Source organism: Streptomyces sp. 11-1-2, assembly GCF_003595545.1.
GTDB lineage: Bacteria > Actinomycetota > Actinomycetes > Streptomycetales > Streptomycetaceae > Streptomyces > Streptomyces hygroscopicus_B.
This window is the reverse complement of sequence record NZ_CP022545.1, coordinates 10,201,003-10,226,923: the sequence shown is the minus strand read 5'-3', so window position 1 is coordinate 10,226,923 and position 25,921 is coordinate 10,201,003. Positions and strand designations below refer to the sequence as shown.

Below are 25,921 nucleotides of genomic sequence, written 5' to 3'. Positions count from 1 at the left end.
ACATCGAGCCGCCCGGCTTCCACAGCCGACCCCGGCCCGGCTTCCACTGCCGACCCGGGACCCGGTCAGCGCTGAATGGCCGTGAGGAAGTCTCCGAGGGCTCGCGCGACGGCGCCGGGGGCTTCCGCGGGGAGCAGGTGGCCGGCGTCCGGGACAGTCGTCAGGGTCGCGTGCGGGATGTGGGGCAAGAGGTGTTCGCGCAAGATGTGCGGCGGCTCAACCACGTCGTTCTCCGCGGCCAGCACCGTCACCGGGACCTCGATACGCCGTGCGGCATCGGTGATGTCCCGCGCGATTCCGTGCAGGGGCCACTCCTGCCGGGCCTCGGCACCGGCGGCGAGGCTGTCGCGCTCCGCGGTGGCCCGCACTGCCTCGGGCAGCGGTGTGGCGGTCAGGACGTGGTCGAGGGCGTGCCCCACCGTCTCGGCCGAGTCATAGGCGTGTGACAGGCCCTGCCGGTACTCCTCGGTCACCATGGCGGGCGGCTGGGGCGGCGCGGGCGCGACGAGCACCAGGCCGACCAGGCCGGCCGGTCGGCGGGCCGCGACGAGCTGGCCCGCCTTGCCGCCCATCGAATGGCCGACGAGGACGAACGGCCCCGACACGCGCTCCTCGATCACACGGACGAGATCGTCGGCGAGCTGGTCGAGGTGATAGGGGCCGGGCAGCGCCCGCGAGGTGCCCCAGCCGCGCTGGTCGAAGCGGACCGTCGCCTGCCCGGGCGGCAGGTGGCCGATCACACCGTTCCAGGTGTCGGCGGAGCCGCCCCAGTAGTGGGCGAACACCAGCGTCGGGCCGGTATCGCCCCCGACTCGCACGTCGAGCGACCCGCCCGCCACGGGAACTCTCGTTGTCATTTCCATCATCTTCGCGCCTTCCCTGTCGGCCACGGAAGGCGACTCCGTCATCCTGCCGCAGCTCTGAACCAGTAACCTGACCTGCCGATCAGGCTCGGAATCGACCGTAGGCGAGGGGGTGTCCACTCCTTGACGGAAAGGAACACGTTCATTGTGGAAAACGGACACAGTGCGGTGCGGCAACTGCGCTACCTGCCTGCCGTGGGATCGGTGTACGGGGTGGAGGTCCTCGATTTCGCGGCGCTGCGTTCGATGGACACCCAGCGCCGTCGTACCCAGCCGCAACGCCCCGACTTCCATGTGTTCGCGCTGGTCGGTTCCGGAACCGGCAGCCACGAAGCGGACTTCCACAACTACCGGCTGAGGGAAGGCGGCGCCGTGTGGATCCGGCCGGGCATGGTGCACCGCTGGAGCGATATCGACGCCTGCGACGGCCCGCTGGTCCTCTTCCGGCCCGGCTTCCTTTCCGGCTTCACAGCGTCGGAGGCCACCGCGCCGGCGTGCTGGCACCTGGACCGGCAGCGCCTGTCCCTCGCCCTGCTCGCGGCCGAACATCTCGGCCGCGAGCACAGCACGGCAGTGCACACACCACGCCTGGCATCCCCCGCCCTGCTGTCCCACCTGCTGGCGGCACTGATCCTGCGCGCACTCCCCGGCACACCGCCCTCAGCCGGCCCGGCAAGCCCCGGCAGCCGACCTACCGAAGTGTTCCGCGCCTATCGGGCCGCCGTCGAAGAGCGCTTCACCGACTGGCACCATGTGGCCGACTACGCGCGGGCATTGGGCTACGACGTACGCACCCTCACCCGGACGACGCGTGCCGCCACTGGCACGGGCGCCAAGACATTCCTCGACCAGCGCATCCTGCTGGAGGCGAAACGGCTGCTCGCCCACACCGACCTGCCGGTCAGCGGCTGCGCCCGACGCCTCGGCTTCCGGGACGTCGGCAACTTCACCACGTTCTTCCGTCGCCAGGCCGGCCTGCCCCCCGCCGCGTGGCGCGCCGCATACAGCACCGCAGGCACACACGGCGGCTGACCCACCCTCAGCGGCCGGGGGCCTGGCGAGTCACTGTCGCGGGGGCAGGCTCACTGTTGCGGGGCAGGTTCACTGTCGCGGGGGCAGGTGCCGCAATCCGTTCTCCAGCAGGGCGAAGGCGTGTTCCATGTCGGCCACCGCACCCGCATAGCGCTCGTCGGCCGGCTCCCCGTACGCCAGGCGTTCGGCGTTGTCCTGCGCCAACGCCCAGTGGACCGCGACGATTTGGACGGCGGCGAGCCGCGCGGTGAGTTCCGGAGTGTCCGCCGTTTCCCGCAGTGCCTCAGTCAGTGCGCGCTCGGCGCCGGTCTTGAACCCTGCCATCCGGGCCACCAGCGAGGGCGCGTCGAGGATCATGCGGTGGAGCCTGCGTACCTCGGGCTGGTCGTTGAGCCCGGTGATCGGATCCCGCTCGCGCAGCCCCTTGAGGAAGTGCTCGCGCAGTGCGGTCAGCGGGGCGGTACGGGGCGGGCGGGCCCGCACGACGCGTGCGGATTCGGTCTCGTGGTCCGCCAGGCGGTGCACCACGAGGTCTTCCTTCGTCGGGAAGTAGGCGAAAAGGGTGCGCTTGGACACCTCGGCCGCTTCGGCCACTTGGGCCACCGAGACCTGGTTGAAGCCGTGTTCGAGAAACAGCGAGATCGCCGCGTCGGAGATCGCCGCGTGGGTCCGCTGCTTCTTTCGTTCCCGTAGCCCTGGCTTGCCGTCCACGGCGTCCACGGTAGCAGAAAACTGCCCCTGGTAAATTTCTGCACCGGGTATATATTTATCCTGAGTGAGCCGAGTCAGAGCGTTGAGATGAGATGGAGTGACGGTGTTGACGGAGAGCACGACCGAGGTCGTTGTCGCGGGTGCGGGCCCGACCGGACTGATGCTGGCGTACGAACTGGCTCTGGCCGGGGTCGAGACCCTGGTGCTGGAGAAGCTGCCCCAGCGGATCCAGCAGGTGAAGGGCGGCACGATTCAGCCCCGCACCGCCGAGCTGCTGGAGTCCCGCGGCCTGCTGGAGCCGCTGCTGCGGCGGGCCATTGCGCGTGATCCGGTGGGCGGCCATTTCGCGGCCCTGCCCGTGCCCTTGGACTGCGCCCCCTGGCGGACCGAGCACCCCTTCCCGATCGGGATCCCTCAGTGGGAGATCGAGGAGGTGCTCGAAGAGCGGGCGACCGCCGCCGGCGCGCGGGTGCTGCGCGGCACCGCCGTCTCAGCGGTCGCGCCGGAGGACGACGGTATGGTCGTCACGGCGGACGGCCTGCGGGCGCGGGCTCACTATCTGGTGGCGTGCGACGGCGGCCACAGTACGGTGCGCAAACTGCTCGGGCTGCCGTTTCCCGGCAGGGCCGGAACGCATCCGGCGGTGCTGGCCGATATCCGTCTATCCGCCGTTTCCTCGCTGGTGCCGCGGCAGATGGGGCATATGAGCACCCTGACCCGTCATGCGCGCGGCTACTGGTCCATGCTGGTCCCTCTCGGCGGCGACCGGTACCGGTTCACCTTCGGGCACGCGGACCAGGCGGACACCGCACGCGACACCTCCGTCACCCACGAGGAGATCGCGGCCGCGCTGCAGGCCGTGTACGGCCCTGAGACCACCCTCGGCGCCGTGGACAACTCCTCGCGGTTCTCCGACGCCACGCGACAACTGGAGCACTACCGCACGGGCCGTGTCCTCTTCGCCGGGGACGCCGCGCATATCCACCCGCCACTGGGCGGCCAGGGCCTCAACCTCGGCGTACAGGACGCGCTCAACCTCGGGTGGAAACTGGCCGCGGTCCTCCAGGACCGGGCGCCGAACGGCTTGCTGGACAGCTATCACGCCGAACGGCATCCAGTCGCGGCCCAGGTCCTGCATCACACCTCGGCGCAGCGCGTCCTGGCGGTTTCGAACCCGAGCGAGGACGTGGCCGCCCTGCGCGACATCTTCACCGACCTGCTGCGCCTGCCCGACACCAACCGCCATCTCGCGGGGCTGATGTCCGGCCTCTCGCTGCGCTACGACCTGCCCGGCGATCACCCGCTCACCGGACAGCGCATACCGGACGCCGATCTGGTGACCGAAACCGGCACCACCCGGCTGTCGACGCTCTTCGGCTCCGGGCACGCCGTCCTGCTCGATCTGACCGGAGCCGTCCCGGCCGACCTCCCGCTCCCGCCACGAGTCGACCTCGTCCGCGCCACATGCGCCGCCGACATGGGCGCCGCCGCCCTGCTCATCCGTCCCGACGGCTATGTCTGCTGGGCCACGGACACCTCCGCCGCCTGCGGCGACACCCTGCTGGCCGCGCTCACCGGCGACCTCGCGAGGGTGCGCTGAGCCGGGTGACAATGCGCTGAGCGGGGTGACAAAGAGGACGCCTACGCGAAGGCCCTCAGAGTGTCCTCGCCGTCGGTCCACCAGACGCCGAGCCGTTGGCGGACCAGGAGCCAGCCGTCCGGGCCCCGGCGGAATTCCCAGTCGTAAGGGCCGCCCATGGAGTAGGGAGAGGAGGTGCTCCCGGGCGCGGTGACGGCGACGAACCACATGTAGCCGATCCCCGTCGCCCGGTCGCCCGCCACGTCGACGTGCATGTTGAGGATGTGATGCTGCATGCTCGCGTAGGGTGCTTCCACCTCCTCCACCTTGGCCCGGACCGCCTCTTTTCCGTGGATCTTCTCCCACGGCCCGAACTCCAGCACCGCGTCCTCGGCCCAGCATTCGATCCAGGTCTGCCAGTCCTTGCGGTCCAGCGCACGCCATCCGCGGATCATGAGGGCGCGCAGGGCTTCCTTGTCCTCCAGGGCCTGCAGCCGGCGGGCCAGGCTGTCGTAGTCGGCTGTCGCTGTCATGACGGGCCTCTTTCGTCCATGGGTGGGGATCTGTCCTGCCCGACCGAGTCTGGACCGGTCGAAGACCGCCGACCAGGCCGAACGCCGCCTAGGAGCACCGCACCCAGGCGGCACACCGACGGCCTTATGGAGGGCAGTTGGGCACGGCCAGGGGTGAGCCGACCCCGGCCGGTCATGTCTCCAGCAGGTCGGGGGGAAGATCTCCTCGCTCGTCCAGCGGTGTGTGGTCAGGCCCTGCTCGTGGTGGTAGCGATCCCGGTGCGCCGGCCTGGGTCGTGTCGTACCGGAACCGTGTGCCCGATCCACCGTAAATCCGCCGGACGAGGCGACGTGGCCGCCGCACGCCATCGGGCGGCCGGAGCGGCCGAAGACCCCTTGTTCCCGCTGTCAGCCGCTGCCGCCGCCGTGGTCAGGGGGAATGAGGGGGATGTTTAGGGGACGGCCCGCTCGCTGCCGGAACAAGAATCACAACAACAGCAGCGAGCTTTCTCAAGCTCGTTCGAGCTTTCTCTCCCGGGCCTTCTTTCCCTTGGGCCGCGCAACCGGAGCGCGGCTGTCCCGCGCAAGGGGCGATCCCGCGCGGGTCGGTCGCTCCTCCCGCGCGCCCTGCTTCGAACCGAGAGGTGTGGCGGCATGCTACGGACTGACCTGATCCGGCCGGTGCCCGAACTGCTCCGGGCCAACGCGGATCGCTTCGGTGACAAGCCGGCCTGTTCCGACGGACACCGCACGGTCAGCCATGCCGAACTCGAACGCCGTACCCGGCGGCTGGCCGGTCATCTCGCCGGGCTGCGGCTGCACCCCGGCGACCGCGCCATGATCTGCCTGGGCAACCGCGTCGAGATGGTGGAGAGTTACTTCGGCGTCCTGCGGGCGAACGGCGTGGCGGTGCCGGTCAACCCGCGTTCGACCGATGCGGAACTCTCCTATCTGCTCGCCGACAGCGGCGCCCGGCTGGTGCTCACCGATGTCGCCCACGCCGACCAGTTCGACCGGCTGCGGGAACAGTTCCCGGAGCTGAGGGTGGTGGTCAGCGGGGACGGCCCGCTGCCGAAGGGCTTCATCGCGTTCGAGCCGCTGCCGGACACGGAGCCGCAGCTGGCAGCCCGCGACGACCTGGGCCTGGACGAAATCACCTGGATGCTCTACACCTCGGGCACCACGGGCCTGCCGAAAGGCGTGCTGTCCACACAGCGGAACTGCCTGTGGTCCCTGGCCGCCTGCTACGTACCCGTGACGGGGCTGACCGCCGAGGACCGCGTGCTGTGGCCGCTGCCGCTGTTCCACAGCCTTTCGCACATCGTGTGTCTGCTGGCGGCCACCGCCGTCGGGGCCAGCACCCGGATCGTGGACGGGGTGTCGACGGCCGATGTGCTGGACGCACTGCGTGAGGAGCGGTCGACCTTCATCGCCGGAGTGCCGACGCTCTACCACCACCTGATCGAGGCGGCCCGCGAGCGCGACTTCGCCACGCCCGAGCTGCGGATCGCGCTCGTGGGCGGGGCGGTGGCCACGGCGGACCTGGTCAGGTCGTTCGAGACCGCCTTCGGAGTGCCACTCGTCGACGCCTACGGCTCCACCGAGACCTGTGGCGCGATCGCGGTGAACTGGCCCACCGGCCCGCGGGTCGAGGGGTCGTGCGGGCTGCCGGTGCCGGGGCTGACGGTGCGGCTGGTGGACCCGGACACCGGTGTCGACGTTCCGGCCGGGCGGGAAGGCGAGTTCTGGGTGTCCGGGCCGAACATCATGGCCGGGTACCACAACCAGCCGGAGGCGACGGCCTCGGCGCTGCGCGACGGCTGGTACCGCACCGGGGACCTCGGCCGCCGCGACGAGGCCGGATTCTGCACGGTGACCGGCCGGATCAAGGAACTCGTCATCCGGGCCGGGGAGAACATCCACCCCGGTGAGGTCGAGGCCGTGCTGCGCACCGTGCCCGGTGTGGCGGACGCGGCCGTGGTGGGCAAGCCGCATGCGGTGCTCGGCGAGGTTCCGGTGGCCTTCGTGGTGCCCGGCCCGGACGGCTTCGACCCGTCGGCGCTGCTGGCCACGTGTCGCGAGCGGCTGTCGTACTTCAAGGTCCCGGAGGAGATCTACGAGATCGCGCGGGTGCCGCGCACCGCCTCGGGGAAGATCACCCGGCACGTACTGCTGGAGCTGCCCGCACGACTGCGGGCCGCCGGAGACGGCCAGTACGACTCGCTGCTGCGACTGGATTGGGTGCCGCAGTCCGCGCTGCCGGACGCCCCGGCCGGGACCGGTACCTGGGCACTGGCGGACGCCGACGCGCTCGGGCTCGCGGTGGGGCTGCGGGCGGCCGGAGTGGACGCGCGGGTGGTGGGCGAGCCGGTGGCCGACTCCGTGGCCGGTCTTGTGGCAGGCTCCGGGGCCGATCTCGTGGCCGACCCCGCGACCGACCCCGTGACCGACCTCGCTGGAGATGACGGTGCGGCCCCGGATGTGGTCGTGGTGGCGCCTCCGGTGGCGGGCCTCCCGGATGAGACCGGGGCCTCTGACGAGGCCGGGGTCACGGTTGGCGAGCGCGCCGACCGGCTGGCGGCCCGCCTTGGCGCCTGGCTGGCCGACGACCGGCTGGCCGGGACGACGTTCGTGGTGGCCACCACGGGCGCGGTGGCCACCGGCGCCGAGGAGGACGCACCGGAGCCGCTGTCGGCCGCGCTGTGGGGTGTGGTGCGCTCGCTGCAGGCCGCCTACCCCGGCCGACTGACGCTGGTGGACGTGGACCTGGACGTGGCCGGAGACGGGGACGGGGCCGGAGACGGGGAGGACGGTCGGGAGGCCGCGCTGTTGCGGGCCGTCCAGGGCGGGCACGACCAGGCGGCGATCCGTGGCGGAGTACTGCTGGTCCCGCGCCTGACCCGGATCTCGGTCCCCGCGGAGCCGGGGCCCGCCCCAGCCCTGGATGCGGGCGGACTGGTCGTGATCACCGGTGGCGACACCACCCGCGGCACCGCGCTGGCCCGCCATCTGGTGACCGCGTACGGCGCCCGTAACCTGCTGCTGCTCAGCGCGAATGGCCTGCCGGAAGAGGCGGCGGCCCCGTTGCGGACCGAGTTGGCGCGGGACGGGGCCCAGGTCTCGATGGCCGTATGCGACCCGGCCGACCGGACGGCGCTGGACTCGGTGCTGGACTCACAGGACCGGCCGGTGACCGCTGCCGTACACATCGAGGAGCCGAGCCCGGAACGGTCGCTCGACACGTCACTGCGCGCCATGACACACCTGGAAGAACGGACCCGGGGGGCCGCCCCGGCGCTGTTCGTCGTCGTCACCTCCGCCGCCGGGGTGCTGGGCTCGCCGGGCCGCCCGGACCGGGCGGCCGCCGACCAGTTCGGCGAAGCCCTGGTGCGGCGGCGCCGGGCGCTTGGCCTTGGCGGGCTGGCTCTGGCCTGGGGCCCGCTGCCGGGCGAGCATGGCACGGCGCCGGTGGCCGGTGCCGTTCCCCTGCCCGAGGCGCTGGCCCTGTTCGACGCGGCGCTGACGGCTGGTCAGGGGCCACTCGTGCTGCTCAGGCCGAGCACGACGGGGCTGCCGGGTGGCGAGCCGGTGCCCGCGGTGCTGCGTCATCTGGTGGACGCGCCGTCCGGCGTACCGGCATCGGACGAACCCGCCGTCGCGGAGTTCCGGCGGCGGCTGGCCGCCGAGAGCGAGTCCGGCCGACAGCGCATGGCGCTGGCGCTGGTGCGCGAGCACGCCGCGGCGACGTTGGGGCTGGCCTCGGCCGACCCGGTCGAGGCAGGCCAGGCGTTCAGCGCGTTCGGCTTCACCTCACTGACCGCGGTCGCGCTGAGGAACCGGCTGAACGCGGCCACCGGGGCACGGCTCGCCGCCACGGTGGTCTTCGACCATCCGACTCCCGCCGGGCTGGCGCGGCATCTGGTGCGGGAGATCACCGGGAGGCGAGGCGTGCAGGCGCCGGTGCGAGCGCGCGGCGTGTCCGACGAGCCGGTGGCGATCGTGGCGATGGGCTGCCACCTGCCGGGCGAGGTCGCGACGCCCGAGGACCTGTGGCGGTTGGTGGCCGACGGGCGGGACGCGATCGCCAGGTTCCCGGAGGACCGGGGCTGGGACCTGGCCGGGCTCTTCGACTCCGACCCGGACTCCGTAGGCAAGTCCTATGTGCGCGAGGGCGGTTTCCTCACCGACGCGGGCGGATTCGACGCCGCATTCTTCGGCATCTCGCCCCGTGAGGCGCTGGCAATGGACCCGCAGCAGCGGTTGCTGCTGGAGACCGCGTGGGAGACCTTCGAGAACGCCGGAATCGACCCGGGTTCACTGCACGGCACCGACGTCGGTGTGTTCAGCGGAGTGATGTACCACGATTACGGGGCCGACGCCGGGACGGCGGCGGAGGGCCTGGAGGGGCATCTCGGCGTGGGCAGCGCGGGGAGCGTCGTCTCCGGGCGGGTGGCCTACGCACTGGGGCTGACCGGGCCCGCGGTGACCGTGGACACCGCCTGCTCGTCCTCCCTGGTGGCGCTGCACCTGGCGGTTCAGGCGGTGCGCACGGGCGAATGCTCGCTGGCGCTCGCCGGGGGTGTCGCGGTGATGAGCAGGCCGACGTCGTTCATCGAGTTCTCCCGCCAGCGTGGCCTCGCCCCCGACGGCCGCTGCAAGTCCTTCGCGGAGGGCGCCGACGGCACCAACTGGTCCGAGGGTGTCGGGTTGGTGTTGCTGGAGCGGCTGTCCGAAGCCCGCCGCAATGGGCATGAGGTGCTCGCCGTCGTCCGTGGCACCGCCGTGAACCAGGACGGCGCCAGCAACGGCCTGACCGCGCCCAACGGCCCGTCCCAGGAACGGGTGATCCGGCAGGCGCTGGCGAACGCCGGACTGACGGTGGCCGATGTGGACGCGGTCGAGGCCCACGGCACGGGCACGAGTCTCGGCGACCCGATCGAGGCCCAGGCACTCCTGGCCACCTACGGGCAGGAGCGGCCGGAGGATCAGCCGCTGTGGCTGGGGTCGTTGAAGTCGAACATCGGGCATGCGCAGGCGGCGGCGGGCGCGGCCGGTGTCATCAAGATGGTGCTGGCCATGCGGCACGGCGTACTGCCCAAAACGCTGCACGCCGACGAGCCCACCAGCAAGGTCGACTGGACGTCAGGTGCGGTGTCGCTGCTGTCCGAGGCCCGGCCCTGGCCGGAGACGGGACACCCCCGCCGCGCCGGAATCTCCTCCTTCGGCGTCAGCGGGACGAACGCACACGTGGTCCTGGAACAGGCACCCCTGGAAGCGGCTGCACCCGAAGTAGACGTAGACGAGGCGGGCGCTCCTGGGCTCGTGGCCACGGGCGGCGTGGTGCCGTGGGTACTGTCTGGTAAGACTCCTGCGGCGCTGCGGGCTCAGGCGGAGCGTCTGGTCAGCCATCTGGAATCGGGGGATGCTCCGCGTGCGGTGGACGTGGGCTGGTCACTGGCCACCACCCGGGCCACCCTCGATCACCGCGCGGTCATCCTGGCCACGGATACCGAAGGGGGCATGGCGACGGCGCGGGCTCTGGCGGAGGGGCGGCCTGACCCGCTCCTGGTCACCGGACAGACCGGAACAGACGGCAAAACCGTGTTCGTCTTCCCCGGCCAAGGCGCTCAGTGGGTGGGGATGGGGGCACAGCTCCTCGACACTTCCCCCGTCTTCGCCGCCCGGCTGCGCGAGTGCGCTGATGCCCTGGCCCCGTACACCGACTGGTCGCTGATCGACGTCATCACCGGCACGCCCGACGCTCCCTCGCTCGACCGTGTCGATGTCGTACAGCCCGCCACCTTCGCCGTCGTCGTCTCCCTCGCCGCACTCTGGCAATCCGTGGGCATCCACCCCGACGCCGTCATCGGCCACTCCCAAGGCGAAATCGCCGCCGCCTGCGTCGCCGGACACCTCACCCTCACCAACGCCGCCAAAATCGTCACCCTCCGCAGCCAGACCATCGCCGCTCACCTCGCCGGACACGGCGGCATGATGTCCCTCGCCACCCCCGCCGACACCATCGACCTCACCAACTGGCACGGCAAACTCTGGATCGCCGCACACAACAGCCCCAACGCCACCGTCATCGCAGGCGACACCGACGCCCTGCACCAACTCCACACCCACTACACCGACCAGGGCATCAGAGCCCGCATCATCCCCGTCGACTACGCCTCCCACACCGGACACGTCGACACCATCAAAAACCAGCTACAAGACGTACTCGACGGCGTCACCCTCGAGCCCGGCACCATCCCCTGGCTCTCCACGGTCGACGGACAGTGGATCGAGCCCAGCACGGTCGGCGACAGCTACTGGTACCGGAACCTGCGCCAGACCGTGCAGTTCGACGCCACCATCACCACCCTCGCCGACCAGGGCTACCGCACCTATATCGAAATCAGCCCCCACCCCGTCCTCACCACCGCCATCCAAGAAACCCTCGAAGCCAACGACACACCCCACACCACCATCACCGGCACCCTCCGCCGCGACGACGACACCCCCACCCGCCTCCTCACCAACCTCGCCCACCTCACCACCAACGGAACACCAGTCAACTGGCCCACCCTCTTCACAGGCACCCAACCCACCCGCATCCCCCTCCCCACCTACCCCTTCCAACACCACCACTACTGGCTCCCCCGCAACACCAACGCAGGCGATGTGAGTGCCGTGGGCCTCCAGGGCACGGGCCACCCGCTGGCCGGGGCCGTGGTGAGCGTGCCCGACACCGGGGGTGTGCTGCTCACCGGGCAACTGTCGGTGGCCACCCACCCCTGGCTGGCCGACCACGCCGTCTCCGGAACGGTGCTGCTGCCGGGCACCGCAATGGCCGAACTCGCCATCCGCGCCGGAGACGAGACCGATACCCCCACCCTGGAAGAGCTGGTCATCGGCCAGCCGATGACACTGCCCGAAGACGGTGCACTACATGTCCAGGTACTGGTCGGCGGCGTGGAGGACGGGCGCCGAGGGGTGCGGATCTACTCTCGCCCCGAGGCGGCCCAGGAACAGGAATGGCTGGAGCACGCCTCGGGCACACTCGCCACGCAGCCGGACGGTTCGGCCGAGGGCGGCATGGAGAACGGCATGCCCGAGTGGCCGCCGCCCGGTGTCGAGCCGATCGCTCTGGATGACTTCTACGACGACCTCGCCCAGGCCGGGTATGAGTACGGGCCCGCCTTCCGCGGACTGAAGGCGGTCTGGAAGCGCGATGGCGAGGTGTTCGCGGAGGCCGCGCTGCCGGAGGAGCAGACGGACGTCGCCGGCCGGTTCGGTATCCATCCGGCGCTGCTGGACGCCGCGTTGCACGCGAGCAACTTCTGTGTGCCTCCGGCCCCGGGCCAAACGCTCCTCCCCTTCGTGTGGAACGGCGTACGGCTGCTGGCGGCGGGAGCCACGGCCGTCCGTGTGCGCGCCCGCGCCACCGGCACGGACTCGTTCACGATCAGCTTGTTCGACAGCACCGGCTCCCCTGTCGCCTCGGTGGACTCCCTGGTGCTCCGGGCGATCAGTCCCGAGCAGCTCGCCGCCGCTTCCGGCGGTGCCGGTCGGTCCGCTGATGCGCTGTTCACGCTGGACTGGACCGAGCACCCCACTGCCCTGGGGACCGAGGTTTCCTGGGCCACCCTCGGCGATGCCCACGCCGACGCGGACGCCCACGTGGACGCTCTCATCGCGGGAGGGGACCGGCCCGGGGCCGTGGTCGCCGACACCGCGGCCTGGGCCGCCGGGGACACCGGCCAGCCCGCGCGGGCCCGGGATCTGGCCGCCCGCGCGCTGGACCTGGTGCAGCGGTGGGTCGGCCGACCCGAACTCGCCGACGTCCGGCTCGTGTTGCTCACCCGTGGGGCGGTGTCCGTGCACGACACCGCGGAGGTCACCGATCCGGCCGCCGCCGCGATCTGGGGCCTGGTCCGCTCCGCCCAGTCCGAACACCCGGGCCGGATCGCCCTGGTGGACACCGACGACGTGTCGCGGGGGGCGCTGCCCAAGGCGGTGGCGTCCGGCGAACCGCAGGTGGCGCTGCGCCGTGGGCTGCTGTGGGTGCCTCGTCTGGTGCGGTCGCCGCAGGGTCTCGCCGTACCCGCGCACGAGCACTGGTACCTCGACGTCTCGGAGAAGGGCAGTCTGGAGAACCTGGTGCTGCGGCCGGATCCGGAGGCCACCGCGCCGCTGGCCACCGGTCAGGTCCGGATCGAGGTCCGCGCCGCCGGTCAGAACTTCCGGGACGTACTCGTCGCGCTCGGCGGCGTGGCGGGTCAGGAGGGTCTGGGCGGCGAGGGTGCCGGTGTGGTGACCGAGGTCGGGCCCGGGGTCGAGGGCCTGGCGGTGGGCGACCGGGTGATGGGCCTGTTCCCGCGCTCGTTCGGCCCGCTGGCCATCGCGGACGCGCGCACGGTCGCGCCGATTCCCGAGGGCTGGTCGTACGCCACGGCCGCCGGGGTGCCGGTGGCCTATCTGACGGCGCTGTACGGGCTGCGGGACCTGGGCAATGTCCAGCCGGGTGAGACGGTGCTGGTGCACGCTGCCGCGGGCGGTGTGGGCATGGCCGCCGTCCAGTTGGCGCGGCATTTCGGCGCCACCGTGTACGCCACCGCCCACCCGTCGAAGCACCATGTGCTGACCGCGTTGGGGGTGCCGGAGGGGCATCTGGCGTCCAGCCGCGACCTCGGTTTCGCCTCGGCGTTTCCCGCGCTGGATGTGGTGCTGAACTCCCTCACCGGCGAGTATGTGGACGCCTCGCTGGGGCTGCTCGGCACGGGTGGCCGGTTCGTGGAGATGGGCAAGAACGACATCCGCGATCCCGCCTCGGTCGCCGCAGCGCATCCCGGTGTGGGTTATCAGGCGTTCGACCTGGGAGGTGACGCGGGCCCTGACCGGATCCGGGAGCTGCTCGCGGAGCTGGTGGAACTGTTCGAGGCGGGCCGGATCGAGCCGCTTCCGATACGGCACTGGGACGTCACCCAGGCGCCGACGGCCTTCCGGTGGATGAGCCAGGGGCGGCACACCGGCAAGATCGTGCTCACCCTCCCCCGAGCCCTGGACCCGGACGGCACCGTCCTGATCACCGGTGGCACCGGAACCCTGGGCGCCACCATCGCCCGCCACGTCGTCACCCAACACGGCGCACGCCAGTTGCTCCTCATCAGCCGTCAGGGTCCCGACGCCCCCGGCGCCACCGATCTCACCACCGAACTCACCGAACTCGGCGCCACCGTCCGCATAACCGCCTGCGACACCGCCGACCGCGACCAACTCGCCGCGCTCCTCGCCGACATCCCGGCCGCCCACCCCCTCACCGCCGTGATCCACACCGCCGGCGCCCTGGACGACGGTGTCCTGACCGCGCTCACCCCGGACCGCCTCGACACCGTCTTCCGCCCCAAGGTCGACGCCGTCACCCACCTCCACGACCTCACCCGCGACCAGGACCTGGCCGCGTTCGTCATCTACTCGTCCGCCGCCGGAACGCTCGGCAACGCGGGTCAGGCCAACTACGCCGCCGCCAACGCCTTCCTCGACGCCTTCGCCCAGTGGCGGCACGCCCGCCACCGGCCCGCCACTTCGCTGGCGTGGGGGCTGTGGAGCGACACCAGCACGCTCACCTCGACGATGGACGCCACCGACGTACGCCGCACACGGCGGGCGGGGGTGCTGGGCATGGACAACGCCGAGGCGCTGCGGGTGTTCGACACCGGGTTGCGGTCCGGGCGGCCCGCGCTGGTGGCCGCGAAGATCGACCTCACCGCCCTGCGCGCGCCGGACGCCGAGTTGTCGCCGCTGCTGCGCGGTCTTGCCCGTCCGGCGCGCCGCACCGCGCGCACCGCGGCCCCGGCGGCCGGTGGTCTGTCGGGGCAGCTGGCCGGGCTGTCCCCCGCCGGGCAGCGGGAGTTCCTGCTCAACCTGGTGCGGGCGGAGGCCGCGGTGGTCCTCGGCCACGCCGGTCCTGAGGCGATCGAGCCGACCGTGGCGTTCAAGGAGATGGGTTTCGACTCGCTGACGGCGGTCGAACTGCGCAACCGGCTGAATGCGGCGACCGGGCTGCGGCTCCCCGCCACGTTGCTCTTCGACCACCCCACTCCGGCTCTTCTCACCGAGCTGTTCCATACCGAGCTGGGCGGCGGCCCGGCACCCGCCGCGGCGGCCCCGGTGACCGTGCGCGCCGCCGCTGACGAGCCGATCGCCGTAGTGGCGATGAGCTGCCGTCTGCCGGGCGGGGTGACCGACCCGGACGGGCTCTGGAACCTGCTGCTCGAAGAGCGCGACGGCATCACCGACTTCCCCCGCGACCGGGGCTGGGACTTGGAGGCGCTGTTCGACGCCGACCCGGACCGGAGTGGCACCTCCTATGTGCTGCGCGGCGGGTTCCTCGAGGACGCGGCCGGTTTCGACGCGGACTTCTTCGGCATCTCGCCACGTGAGGCGCTGGCGATGGACCCGCAGCAACGGCTGTTCCTGGAAGCCTGCTGGGAGGTGTTCGAGCGGGCGGGCATGGACCCGACGACGGTGGGAGGCGGCGACATCGGCGTGTTCGCCGGCGTCATCAACCAGGACTACGGCGTGCGGAGCGGGCCCGCTCCCGAGGACCTTGAGGGCTATATGCTCACCGGCTCGGCAACGAGTGTCGCCTCCGGCCGGGTGGCCTATGTGCTGGGCCTGGAGGGCCCGGCGGTGACGGTGGACACGGCGTGCTCCTCCTCACTGGTGGCCATGCACTGGGCCGTACAGGCGCTGCGCCAGGGCGAGTGCTCGATGGCGCTGGCCGGGGGTGCCACGGTGATGGGGCGGCCGTCGGCGTTCGTGGAGTTCTCGCGCCAGCGTGGCCTGGCGCCGGACGGCCTGTGCAAGGCGTTCGGCGCGGGTGCCGACGGCACCACCTTCAGTGAGGGTGTCGGGGTACTGCTGCTGGAGCGGCTCTCCGACGCCCGCCGCAACGGTCACGAGGTGCTGGCCGTGATCCGCGGTACGGCGGTCAACCAGGACGGCGCCAGCAACGGCCTCACCGCCCCCAACGGACCTTCCCAACAGCGGGTGATCCGGCAAGCACTCGCGAACGCCGGGCTGTCGGCCACCGACATCGACGCCGTCGAAGCCCACGGCACCGGCACCGCCCTCGGCGACCCCATCGAAGCCCAGGCACTGCTGGCCACCTACGGCCAGGACCGGCCGGGGGACGAGCCCGTATGGCTCGGCTCGCTGAAGTCGAACACCGGGCACACGCTGGCCGCGGCGGGCGTGTCCAGCGTCATCAAGATGGTGCTGGCGATGCGGAACGGTACGCTTCCGCGCTCCCTGTACGCCGACGAGCCCACGCCGGAAGTGGATTGGTCCCAGGGCGCGGTGTCCCTGCTCACGGAGGCCCGGCCCTGGCCGGAGACGAGCCACCCACGCCGCGCCGGGATCTCCTCCTTCGGCATCAGCGGCACCAACGCCCACCTCATCCTGGAGCAGGCGCCCCAGTCCGAGACCGAGCCCGAAGCCGCGCCGAAGGCGGACGGCGGCATGGACACCCCAGGGCTCGTGGCGACCGGCGGGAGCGTGCCCTGGGTGCTGTCCGCCAAGACCGCCGCAGCCCTGCGCAATCAGGCTCAACGGCTCCTGGACCAACTGGAATCCGGGGTGACCGACCGCCCCCTCGACATCGGCTGGTCCCTGGCCACCACCCGCACCCTCCACGACCACCGCGCCATCATCCTCACCGACACCGAGGGCGGTGACGCCACAGCCGCCCTCACCGCCCTCGCGACCGGACAACCCCACCCCCGCCTCACCACCGGCCACGCCACCACCCACGGCAAGACCGTCTTCGTCTTCCCCGGCCAGGGCGCCCAATGGCAAGGCATGGGAGCCCAACTCCTCGACACCTCACCCGCCTTCGCCACCCGCCTCCACGAATGCGCCGACGCCCTCGCCCCCTACACCGACTGGAACCTCATCGACGTCATCACCGGCGCACCCCACGCCCCTTCGCTCGACCGTGTCGATGTCCTGCAGCCCACCACCTTCGCCATCATGGTCTCCCTCGCCGCACTCTGGCAGGCCAACGGCATCCACCCCGACGCCGTCATCGGCCACTCCCAAGGCGAAATCGCCGCCGCCTGCGTCGCCGGACACCTCACCCTCACCAACGCCGCCAAAATCGTCACCCTCCGCAGCCAGACCATCGCCCACCACCTCACCGGACACGGCGCCATGATGTCCGTCCTCGCCCCCCACACCTGGGTCCAAGAAACACTGGCTCCCTGGCACGGACACCTGTGGATCGCCGCCGTCAACGGCCCCGCCTCCGTATCCGTCTCCGGAGACCCCGACGCACTCGCCGAATTCGGCATCACCCTCTCCAAAGCCAAGGTCTACCGCTGGCAATTGCCCGGCGTCGACTTCGCCGGACACTCCGGACACGTCGACACCATCAAAGACCAGCTACACCACATACTCGACGGCGTCACCGCCTCCCCCGGCCACATCGCCTGGATGTCCACCGTCGACGCCGACTGGACCAACCCCACACACATCGACGCCCACTACTGGTACCGCAACCTCCGCGACACCGTCCGCTTCGAAGAAGCCACCCGAGCCCTCCTCACCCAGGGCCACCGCACCTTCATCGAAGTCAGCACCCACCCCGTCCTGACCACCGCCATCCAGGACACCACCGAAACCCTCCCCGAGGTCCGGGCCACCATCACCGGCACCCTCCGCCGCGACGACGGCGCCGCCGACCGCGTCCTCACAAGCCTCGCGGAGCTCTCCACCGCCGGAATTCCGGTCCACTGGCCCACCGCGTACGCCGGAACCACACCCTCCCAAGTCCCCCTGCCCACCTACCCCTTCCAGCACCAGCACTACTGGCTGGCCGCCACCGGCCACCACGGGGATGTCGGCTCCGTGGGATTGCGCGACGCGGCGCACCCGCTGCTGGGGGCCGTGGTCAGCGTGCCGGACACCGGAGGGGTGCTGCTCACCGGGCGGCTGGCACCGTCGGCGCAGTCCTGGCTGGCCGACCACATGCTGTCCGGCGTCGCCCTGGTGCCGGGTACGGCGATCGTGGAACTGGCCGTACGGGCCGGGGACGAGACGGGCACGCCGGTGCTGGAGGAGCTGGTCCTCGGCCAGCCGATGCTTCTCCCCGAGGACGGCTCGCTTCAGGTGCAGGTCCTGGTCGGCGCTGCCGAGGACGACGAGCGCCGTGCGGTGCGTGTCTACTCCCGCGGCGACGAGTCCGAGCCCTGGGTCGAGCACGCGTCCGGCGTCCTGTCCGCGCACGCGCTCGTTCCTGTCGAGGCAGAGCGGCAGTGGCCGCCCACCGGGGCGGAGCCCGTTGTCCTGGAGGGCTTTTACGACCGCCTGGCCCAGGCAGGCTACGAGTACGGTCCGGTGTTCCGCGGGCTCACCGCAGCGTGGACCCACGGCGATGATGTGTTCGCCGAGATCACCCTCGGCGAGGACCAGCACGACCTCGCGGGCCGCTTCGGGATCCATCCGGCGTTGCTGGACGCGGCACTGCACGCGAGCAACTTCTGCCCGGGCAACGAGCCCGGCGGCGGGACGTATCTGCCGTTCTCCTGGAACGGCGTGCAGTTGCACGCCGACGGCGCCACCGCCCTGCGGGTGCGGGTCACCTCCACCGGGCCGGACAATCTGTCCCTGCACGCGACCGATCCGCACGGGGTGCCCGTGGTGACCGTCGGCTCGCTGGTGCTCAGGGAGACCACCGCGGAGCAGCTCCGCACCACATCGGCCACGTCCGCCGCGGACTCCCAGTTCACCGTGGAGTGGACCGAACATCCCCTGGCCCGGGACGAGGTGGCGTGGGCGGCGCTGGAGGCCGTGCGTGACGACGATACGTGGCCGCCGGTGGTCGTCGCCGACACCCGGGCGTACGCCGCGCAGGACGGCGGACTGCCGGACGAGGGCGGACTGCCGGAGGACGGCGAACTACCGGAGCGCGCCCGTGAGCTGACCGGCCGGGCACTGGCCGCGATACAGCGTCTGATCAGCGACGACGGACTCGCCGACAGCCGCCTGACGCTGCTCACCCGGGGTGGCATGGCAGTGCATGACGACACCGAGGTCACCGACCCGGCCGCCGCCGCGGTGTGGGGCCTGGTGCGCGCCGCGCAGGCCGAGCACCCGGGCCGGGTGTGCGTGATCGACATCGACGACCGGTCGGCCGAGGCCCTGACCGCCGCGCTGGCTACGGAGGAACCCCAGCTCGCGCTGCGTGGCGGAACCGCGTGGGTGCCCCGCCTGGTGCGAGCGCGCCCGGGACTGGCGGTCCCGGCGGCCGTGGCGTGGCATCTGGACGTCACCGAACACGGCACGCTGGAGAACCTCGCCCTGGTGCCCCATCCTCGGGCGGAGGCGCCGCTGGAGGCGGGCCAGGTGCGGATCGCGGTGCGCGCCGCCGGCCAGAACTTCCGCGATGTGCTCATCGCCCTCGGCATGTACGAGGCGGAGATCGGCACCGAGGGCGCCGGCGTGGTGACCGAGGTCGGCCCGGGCGTGGCGGACCTGACCGTGGGCGACCGCGTGATGGGCATGTTGCCCGGTTCGTTCGGGCCGCTGGTGGTGGCGGACCGGCGGACGGTGGTGCGGATGCCGCGCGGCTGGTCGTTCACGGCTGCGGCCGGGGTGCCGGTCGCCTATCTCACCGCGTTGTACGCGTTGCGGGATCTGGGCGATGTCCAGCCGGGTGAGACGGTGCTGGTGCACGCCGCCGCCGGTGGTGTCGGCATGGCCGCCGTACACCTCGCCCACCACTTCGGCGCCACCGTCCTCGCCACCGCCCACCCGGCCAAACACCACAGCCTGGAACAGCTCGGGGTGCCCACGGAACGACGCGCCTCCAGCCGCGACCTCGCCTACGCCCGCACCTTCCCGACCGCCGACATCGTCCTCAACTCCCTCACCGGCGAACACATCGATGCCTCCCTCGGGCTCCTGGCCCCCGGCGGCCGTTTCATCGAGATGGGACGCACCGACATCCGGGACGTGGACGAGGTGCGCGCGTCCCATCCGGACCGGACATATCGCGCGTTCGACCTGGGCGCGGACGCTGGGCCGGACCGCGTCCAGGAGCTGCTGGTCGAGCTGGTGGACCTGTTCGAGCAGGGCCTGATCCCTCCGCTGCCCACCCGGCCGTGGGAGATCACCCGCGCCCCCGACGCATTCCGCTGGATGAGCCAGGGCCGCCACACCGGCAAGATCGTGCTCACCCTCCCCCGCATCCCCGACCCCGAGGGCACCGTACTGATCACCGGCGGCACCGGCACCCTCGGTACCGCCATCACCCGCCACCTCGTCACCCACCACGGCGTGCGCAACCTGGTCCTCGCCAGCCGCCAGGGGCCGAACGCCCCCGGCGCGGCCGACCTCCACGACGAACTGACCGCACTGGGCGCACAGGTACGCATCACCGCCTGCGATATCGCCGACCGCGGCCAACTCGCCGCGCTCCTCGCCGACATCCCGTCCGACCACCCCCTCACCGGCATCGTGCACACCGCCGGCGCCCTCGCCGACGGCACCCTCACCACACTCGACCCCGACCGCATCGACACCGTCTTCCGCCCCAAGGTCGACGCCGTCACCCACCTGCACGACCTCACCCGCGACCAGGACCTGGCCCTCTTCGCCGTGTACTCCTCCGCCGCCGGAATCCTCGGGAACGCGGGTCAGGCCAACTACGCCGCCGCCAACACCTTCCTCGATGCCTTCGTACAGCGGCGGCGCGCGGCGGGGCTCGCCGGGCTGTCACTGGCCTGGGGCCTGTGGGCGGAGACCAGCGACCTGTCGGCCGCGCTGATCACGGCCAACCGGGATCGCACCCAACACGGTGTCGTCCGCCCGATGGCCACCGAGCACGCCCTGAGCCTCTTCGACTCCGCGCTCGGTCTGGGGCTGTCCCTGGTGGTACCGGCGAAGCTGGACCCGGGCGCGCACGAGTCCGCCGCGGGCGCTGTGTCGCCGCTGCTCACCGGCCTCCTCCGGCCGACCCGGCGCACCTTGCGGTCCACGGCGGGCCAATCCGGCGAAGGTGGTCTCACGGCCCGGCTGGCGGCGCTGTCCGAGGCCGACCAGCACCGGCTGCTGCTGGACCTGGTACGGGACCATACGGCGACCGTGCTCGGGCACGCCGGGAAGGACGCCGTGGACGCCAGGCGCGCGTTCAGCGAGATCGGGGTCGACTCGCTCATCGCGGTGGAACTGCGCAACCGGCTCGCCGGCGCGACCGGGCTGCGCCTGCCCGCGACGGTCGTGTTCGACTACGCGACACCGGAGGCGATGGCCGGGCATCTGCGGTCCGTGGTGGCCGGAGACACGGCCGCCCCTGCCTCCCCGTCGACGTCGGCGGTGGCGCCCGCTTCCGCGGTGGCCCCGGCGGACGACCCGGTGGCCATCGTGTCGATGAACTGCCGGCTGCCCGGCAAGGTCACCGGCCCCGGGGAACTGTGGGATCTGGTGTCCCAGGGCCGGGACGCGATCGGCCCGTTCCCCACGGACCGCGGCTGGGACGTGGAGACGCTGTTCGACCTCGATCCGGACGCCGTGGGCAAGTCCTACGTACGCGAGGGCGGTTTCCTCACCGGCGCCGGCGACTTCGACGCCGAGTTCTTCGGCATCTCGCCGCGTGAGGCGCTGGCGATGGATCCGCAGCAGCGACTGCTCGCCGAGACCTCATGGGAGCTGTTCGAGCGGGCGGGCATCGACCCGGTGTCCGTGCGCGGACAGGCCATCGGGGTGTTCGCCGGGGTCATCGACCAGGGATACATCGCCCACTCCGAGGCCCCTCCGCCGGAGTTGGAGGGCTACCTGATGACCGGCAGCACCACGAGTGTGGCCTCCGGCCGAGTGGCCTACCTGCTGGGCCTCGAAGGCCCCGCGGTGACGGTGGACACGGCGTGCTCGTCGTCGCTGGTGGCGCTGCATCTGGCCGTGCAGGCGCTGCGGGCGGGCGAGTGCTCGATGGCCATCACCGGTGGCGTGACGGTGATCGCCAAGCCCGGCGGTTTCATCAGCTTCTCCCGCCAGCGCGGGCTCGCGCCGGATGGCCGCAGCAAGTCCTTCAGCGAGGGCGCCGACGGCACCACCTTCAGCGAGGGCATCGGTCTGGTGTTGCTGGAACGGCTCTCCGACGCCCGCCGCAACGGCCACGAGGTGCTGGCCGTGATCCGTGGCACGGCGGTGAACCAGGACGGCGCGAGCAACGGCCTCACCGCGCCCAACGGACCCTCCCAGCAGCGAGTGATACGGCAGGCGCTGGCGAACGCCGGGCTGACGGTGGCCGACGTGGACGCGGTCGAGGCCCACGGCACCGGCACCGCCCTCGGCGACCCCATCGAGGCCCAGGCACTCCTGGCCACCTACGGCCAGGACCGGCCGGGGGACGAACCGCTGTGGCTCGGTTCGCTGAAGTCCAACATCGGGCACACCCAGGCCGCCGCGGGCATCGCGGGCCTCATCAAGATGGTGCTGGCGATGCGGCATGGCACGCTTCCGCGGTCCCTGCACGCCGGCGAACCCACCACCAAGGTCGACTGGACGTCGGGCGCGGTGTCGCTGCTGTCCGAGGCCCGGCCCTGGCCGGAGACGGGACACCCCCGCCGCGCCGGAATCTCCTCCTTCGGCATCAGCGGGACGAACGCACACGTGATCCTCGAGCAGGGGCCGGAGGTGGCTGTGCCCGCAACGGAGGCGCGCGACGCGGGCGCTCCTGGGCTGGTGGCCACGGGCGGCGTGGTGCCGTGGGCGCTGTCCGCCAAGAGCCCTGCGGCGCTGCGGGCCCAGGCCGAGCGTCTGGTCAGCCACCTGGAATCCGGGGACGCTCCGAATGCGGTGGACGTGGGCTGGACGCTGGCCACCACCCGGGCGGCGTTGGAACACCGCGCGGTCATCCTCGCCACCGACACCGAAGACGGCATCGCCACCGCCCGCGCCCTGGCGGAGGGACGGCCTGACCCGCTCCTGGTCACCGGGCAGACCGGGACGGACGGCAAGACCGTGTTCGTCTTCCCTGGTCAGGGGGCCCAGTGGGTGGGCATGGGAGCCCAACTCCTCGACACCTCCCCCGTCTTCGCGGCTCGCTTGAACGAATGTGCCGAGGCCCTCTCCTCGTATACCGACTGGTCGCTCATCGACGTCATCACCGGCGCTCCCGGCGCCCCTTCGCTCGAGCGTGTCGATGTCGTACAGCCCGCCACCTTCGCCGTCGTCGTCTCCCTCGCCGCACTCTGGCAATCCACCGGCATCCACCCCGACGCCGTCATCGGCCACTCCCAAGGCGAAATCGCCGCCGCCTGCGTCGCCGGACACCTCACCCTCACCAACGCCGCCAAAATCGTCACCCTCCGCAGCCAGACCATCGCCCACCACCTCGCCGGACACGGCGGCATGATGTCCGTCCTCACCTCGCGGGAACAGGTCGAGGAAGCCCTCACCCCGTGGCACGGCAAACTCTGGATCGCCGCACACAACAGCCCCAACGCCACCGTCATCGCAGGCGACACCGACGCCCTGCACCAACTCCACACCCACTACACCGGCCAGGGCATCAGGGCCCGCATCATCCCCGTCGACTACGCCTCCCACACCGGACACGTCGACACCATCAAGAACCAACTCCACCAGACCCTGGCCGACACCACGACCGAGCCCGGCACCATCCCCTGGCTCTCCACCGTCACCGGACAGTGGATCGAACCCGACACCGTCGACAGCGGCTACTGGTACCGCAACCTCCGCCAGACCGTGCAGTTCCACACCGCCATCACCGCCCTCGCCCATGAGGGCTACCGCACCTTCATCGAAATCAGCCCCCACCCCGTCCTCACGACCGCCATCCAAGAAACCCTCGAAGCCAACGACACCCCCAACACCACCATCACCGGCACCCTCCGCCGCGACGACGACACCCCCACCCGCTTCCTCACCCACCTCGCCCACCTCACCACTCACGGCCACACTCCCAACTGGACCGCCCTCTATTCCGCTACCCACCCCCGCCCCACGCCCCTCCCCACCTACGCCTTCCAACACCACCACTACTGGCTCACGCCGTCCGAGGTACCGGAGGCGGTGGCCGACGGTGTGTTCTGGGACGCCGTGGAGCGGGGCGACCTCGCCTCCCTGGCCGATTCACTCGGCGTCGAGGAGAAGACGCTGGAGCCCGTGCTGCCGGGGTTGACGTCGTGGCGGCGCCGCAATCAGGACCAGTCCACCGTGGACACCTGGTCGTATCGCATCGCCTGGGATCCGGTGGCGACCGGAGAGGCGCCCGTACTGCCGGGAGCGTGGCTGGTGGCCGTGGCCTCACCGCAGGCGAGCGACGCCGCGGTGACGGACGTGGTGGCCGCACTGGCCGCGCACGGTGCCGATCCCGTGGTGGTCGAGGTCGACACGGTGGAACAGGCGGAGGTGACCGCGCGCCTGCGGGAGCGGATATCCGATTCCGATGACGAGTACGCCGGAGTGGTGTCCCTGCTGGCGTGGGACGAGCGGAGCTACGAACCCGGCACGCTCTCCCGGGGCGTGGCGGCCACGATGGCGCTGATACAGGCCGTGGAGGAGATCGGGCTCGCCGCTCCCCTGTGGTGCCTGACGCGTGGCGCGGTCGCCGTGCGTGAGCCCTCCGAGGTGACCAGCGAGTTCCAGCCGCTGGCCTGGGGAATGGGCGTGGTGCAGGGGCTGGATCAGCCGTCCACCTGGGGCGGGATCGTGGATCTGCCGCGAACGCCGGACGAGACGGCCCTTGTCCGGTTGTGCTCGGTGCTTGCCGGAGTGGACGCGGAGGACCAGGTCGCGGTGCGCGCGTCGGGGGTGTTCGCCCGGCGGATGCGGCGCGAACCGGTGACGTCGGCACCGGCGTGGCAGCCACGGGACACGGTGCTGATCACCGGTGGCACCGGCGGGCTCGGTTCGTACGTGGGCCGTTGGGCCGCGGGTCACGGCGCCCGGCGTGTGGTGCTGCTCAGCCGTCAGGGTGCGCAGGCGCCGGGCGCGGCGGAGCTGGAGGCCGAGCTGACCGCACTGGGCGCGGATGTGACCATCGCGGCGTGTGATGTGACCGACCGGGACCAGCTAGCGGCCGTCCTCGCGGAGATCCCGGATGACGCGCCACTGTCGGCCGTGGTCCACGCCGCGGGGCTGGCGCTGCCGGAGAAGCCGCTGTCGAAGATGACACTCGCCGAGTTCGCCGACATCGGCCAGGCGAAGATCGCCGGTGCGCGGCATCTCGACGACCTGTTGGGGGAGCGGGAGTTGGACGCCTTCGTCCTGTTCTCGTCCGGAGCGGCGGCCTGGGGCAGCGGCGGCCAGAGCGCCTACGCCGCCGGCAACGCCTACCTCGACGGGCTGGCGCAGCGTCGCCGCGCACGGGGGCTGGCGGCCACGTCGGTGGCGTGGGGCGCCTGGGGCGGTGGCCTTGGCACGATCGACGAGATGATGGGCGCGCAGTGGCGCCGTACGGGTCTGATGACCATGGACCCGCGGCTGGCGGCGCTGGCGATGGCACACACCGTGGGCAGCGGCACCGCCCACGGTGTGGTGGCCGACATCGACTGGGAACGGTTCGCCCCCGGCTACACCATGGCCCGGTTCCGGCCCCTGCTGCGGGGACTGCCCGATGTCATCGACCTGCTGACCGAGGACACACACGAGGGCGGCGCGGGACAGACGGAGCTGATCGCACGGCTGGCCGGGCTGAGCCCCGAGGATCAGGAGCGGCTGCTCACCGAGCTGGTGCAGGCCGAGGCCGCGGCCGTACTCGGACACGTGAGCGCCGACGCCACCGGGGACCGTCCGTTCAGCGAGATCGGATTCGACTCGCTGACGGCGGTGGAGCTGCGCAACCGCCTCAATGCCAGCACGGGGCTGAGGCTGCCCGCGACGATGGTGTTCGACCACCCGCGGCCCAGTGTGCTGGCACGCCGTATCCGCACCGAACTCGGCCATACCGACACCTCGTCGGTGGACTCGGTGCTGGCCGAGCTGGAGCGGCTGGAAGCACATTTGGCGGCGCTGCCGAAGGAGAAGATCGAACGCGCCCGGATCACCTCGCGGCTCCAGCGGATGACCACCAAGGTCGCCGAGATCGAGGCCGTCGGCGCGGGCGGCGAAACCGTCACCGAACGACTCGACACGGCGAACGCCGACGACGTGTTCGCCTTCATCGACCAGGAGTTCGGCGTGGACTGATTCCCCGTCTCGTCTCCGCT

Annotated in this window: 6 protein-coding genes; 3 read left to right on the top strand and 3 right to left on the bottom strand. The window is 71.6% G+C overall.

Features of this window, described 5'->3' with window-relative positions; genetic code table 11:
• Positions 1–65: 65 nt before the first annotated feature.
• Positions 66–857 carry an alpha/beta hydrolase gene (locus CGL27_RS43755; RefSeq protein WP_162953205.1) on the bottom strand — a complete coding sequence of 264 codons (792 nt, stop codon included), beginning with the start codon at positions 855–857 and terminating at the stop codon, positions 66–68.
• Positions 858–1,010: 153 nt separating this feature from the next.
• Here CGL27_RS43755 and CGL27_RS43750 point away from each other — a divergent pair, with 153 nt between their 5' ends.
• Positions 1,011–1,895 (top strand): helix-turn-helix domain-containing protein, encoded by an 885-nt coding sequence (locus CGL27_RS43750; RefSeq protein ID WP_119993164.1) that lies wholly within the window; start codon positions 1,011–1,013, stop codon positions 1,893–1,895.
• 69 nt (positions 1,896–1,964) lie between these two features.
• Here the strand turns inward: CGL27_RS43750 and CGL27_RS43745 are convergent, their stop codons facing one another.
• Entirely contained in the window at positions 1,965–2,606 is a 642-nt protein-coding gene (locus CGL27_RS43745) for a TetR/AcrR family transcriptional regulator (RefSeq protein WP_205587845.1), read from the bottom strand.
• A 97-nt stretch (positions 2,607–2,703) separates the two neighbouring features.
• On the opposite strand from CGL27_RS43745, the gene CGL27_RS43740 reads away from it, so the two are divergent.
• Positions 2,704–4,206: an FAD-dependent monooxygenase gene (locus CGL27_RS43740; protein ID WP_162953204.1), complete on the top strand. Its 1,503-nt coding sequence runs from the start codon at positions 2,704–2,706 to the stop codon at positions 4,204–4,206.
• 41 nt (positions 4,207–4,247) lie between these two features.
• On the opposite strand, the gene CGL27_RS43735 is transcribed toward CGL27_RS43740, so the two are convergent.
• Positions 4,248–4,718 (bottom strand): nuclear transport factor 2 family protein, encoded by a 471-nt coding sequence (locus CGL27_RS43735; RefSeq protein WP_119993161.1) that lies wholly within the window; start codon positions 4,716–4,718, stop codon positions 4,248–4,250.
• 633 nt (positions 4,719–5,351) lie between these two features.
• On the opposite strand from CGL27_RS43735, the gene CGL27_RS43730 reads away from it, so the two are divergent.
• Positions 5,352–25,901, top strand: a complete 20,550-nt coding sequence (locus CGL27_RS43730) for a type I polyketide synthase (RefSeq protein ID WP_119993160.1) — start codon at positions 5,352–5,354, stop codon at positions 25,899–25,901.
• Positions 25,902–25,921: the final 20 nt, after the last annotated feature.

Coding starts and splice junctions, on each gene's coding strand:
- CGL27_RS43730 (WP_119993160.1), top strand. CDS start 5,352: ATGCTACGGACTGACCTGATCCGGCCGGTGCCCGAACTGCTCCGGGCC.
- CGL27_RS43755 (WP_162953205.1), bottom strand. CDS start 857: ATGACAACGAGAGTTCCCGTGGCGGGCGGGTCGCTCGACGTGCGAGTC.
- CGL27_RS43735 (WP_119993161.1), bottom strand. CDS start 4,718: ATGACAGCGACAGCCGACTACGACAGCCTGGCCCGCCGGCTGCAGGCC.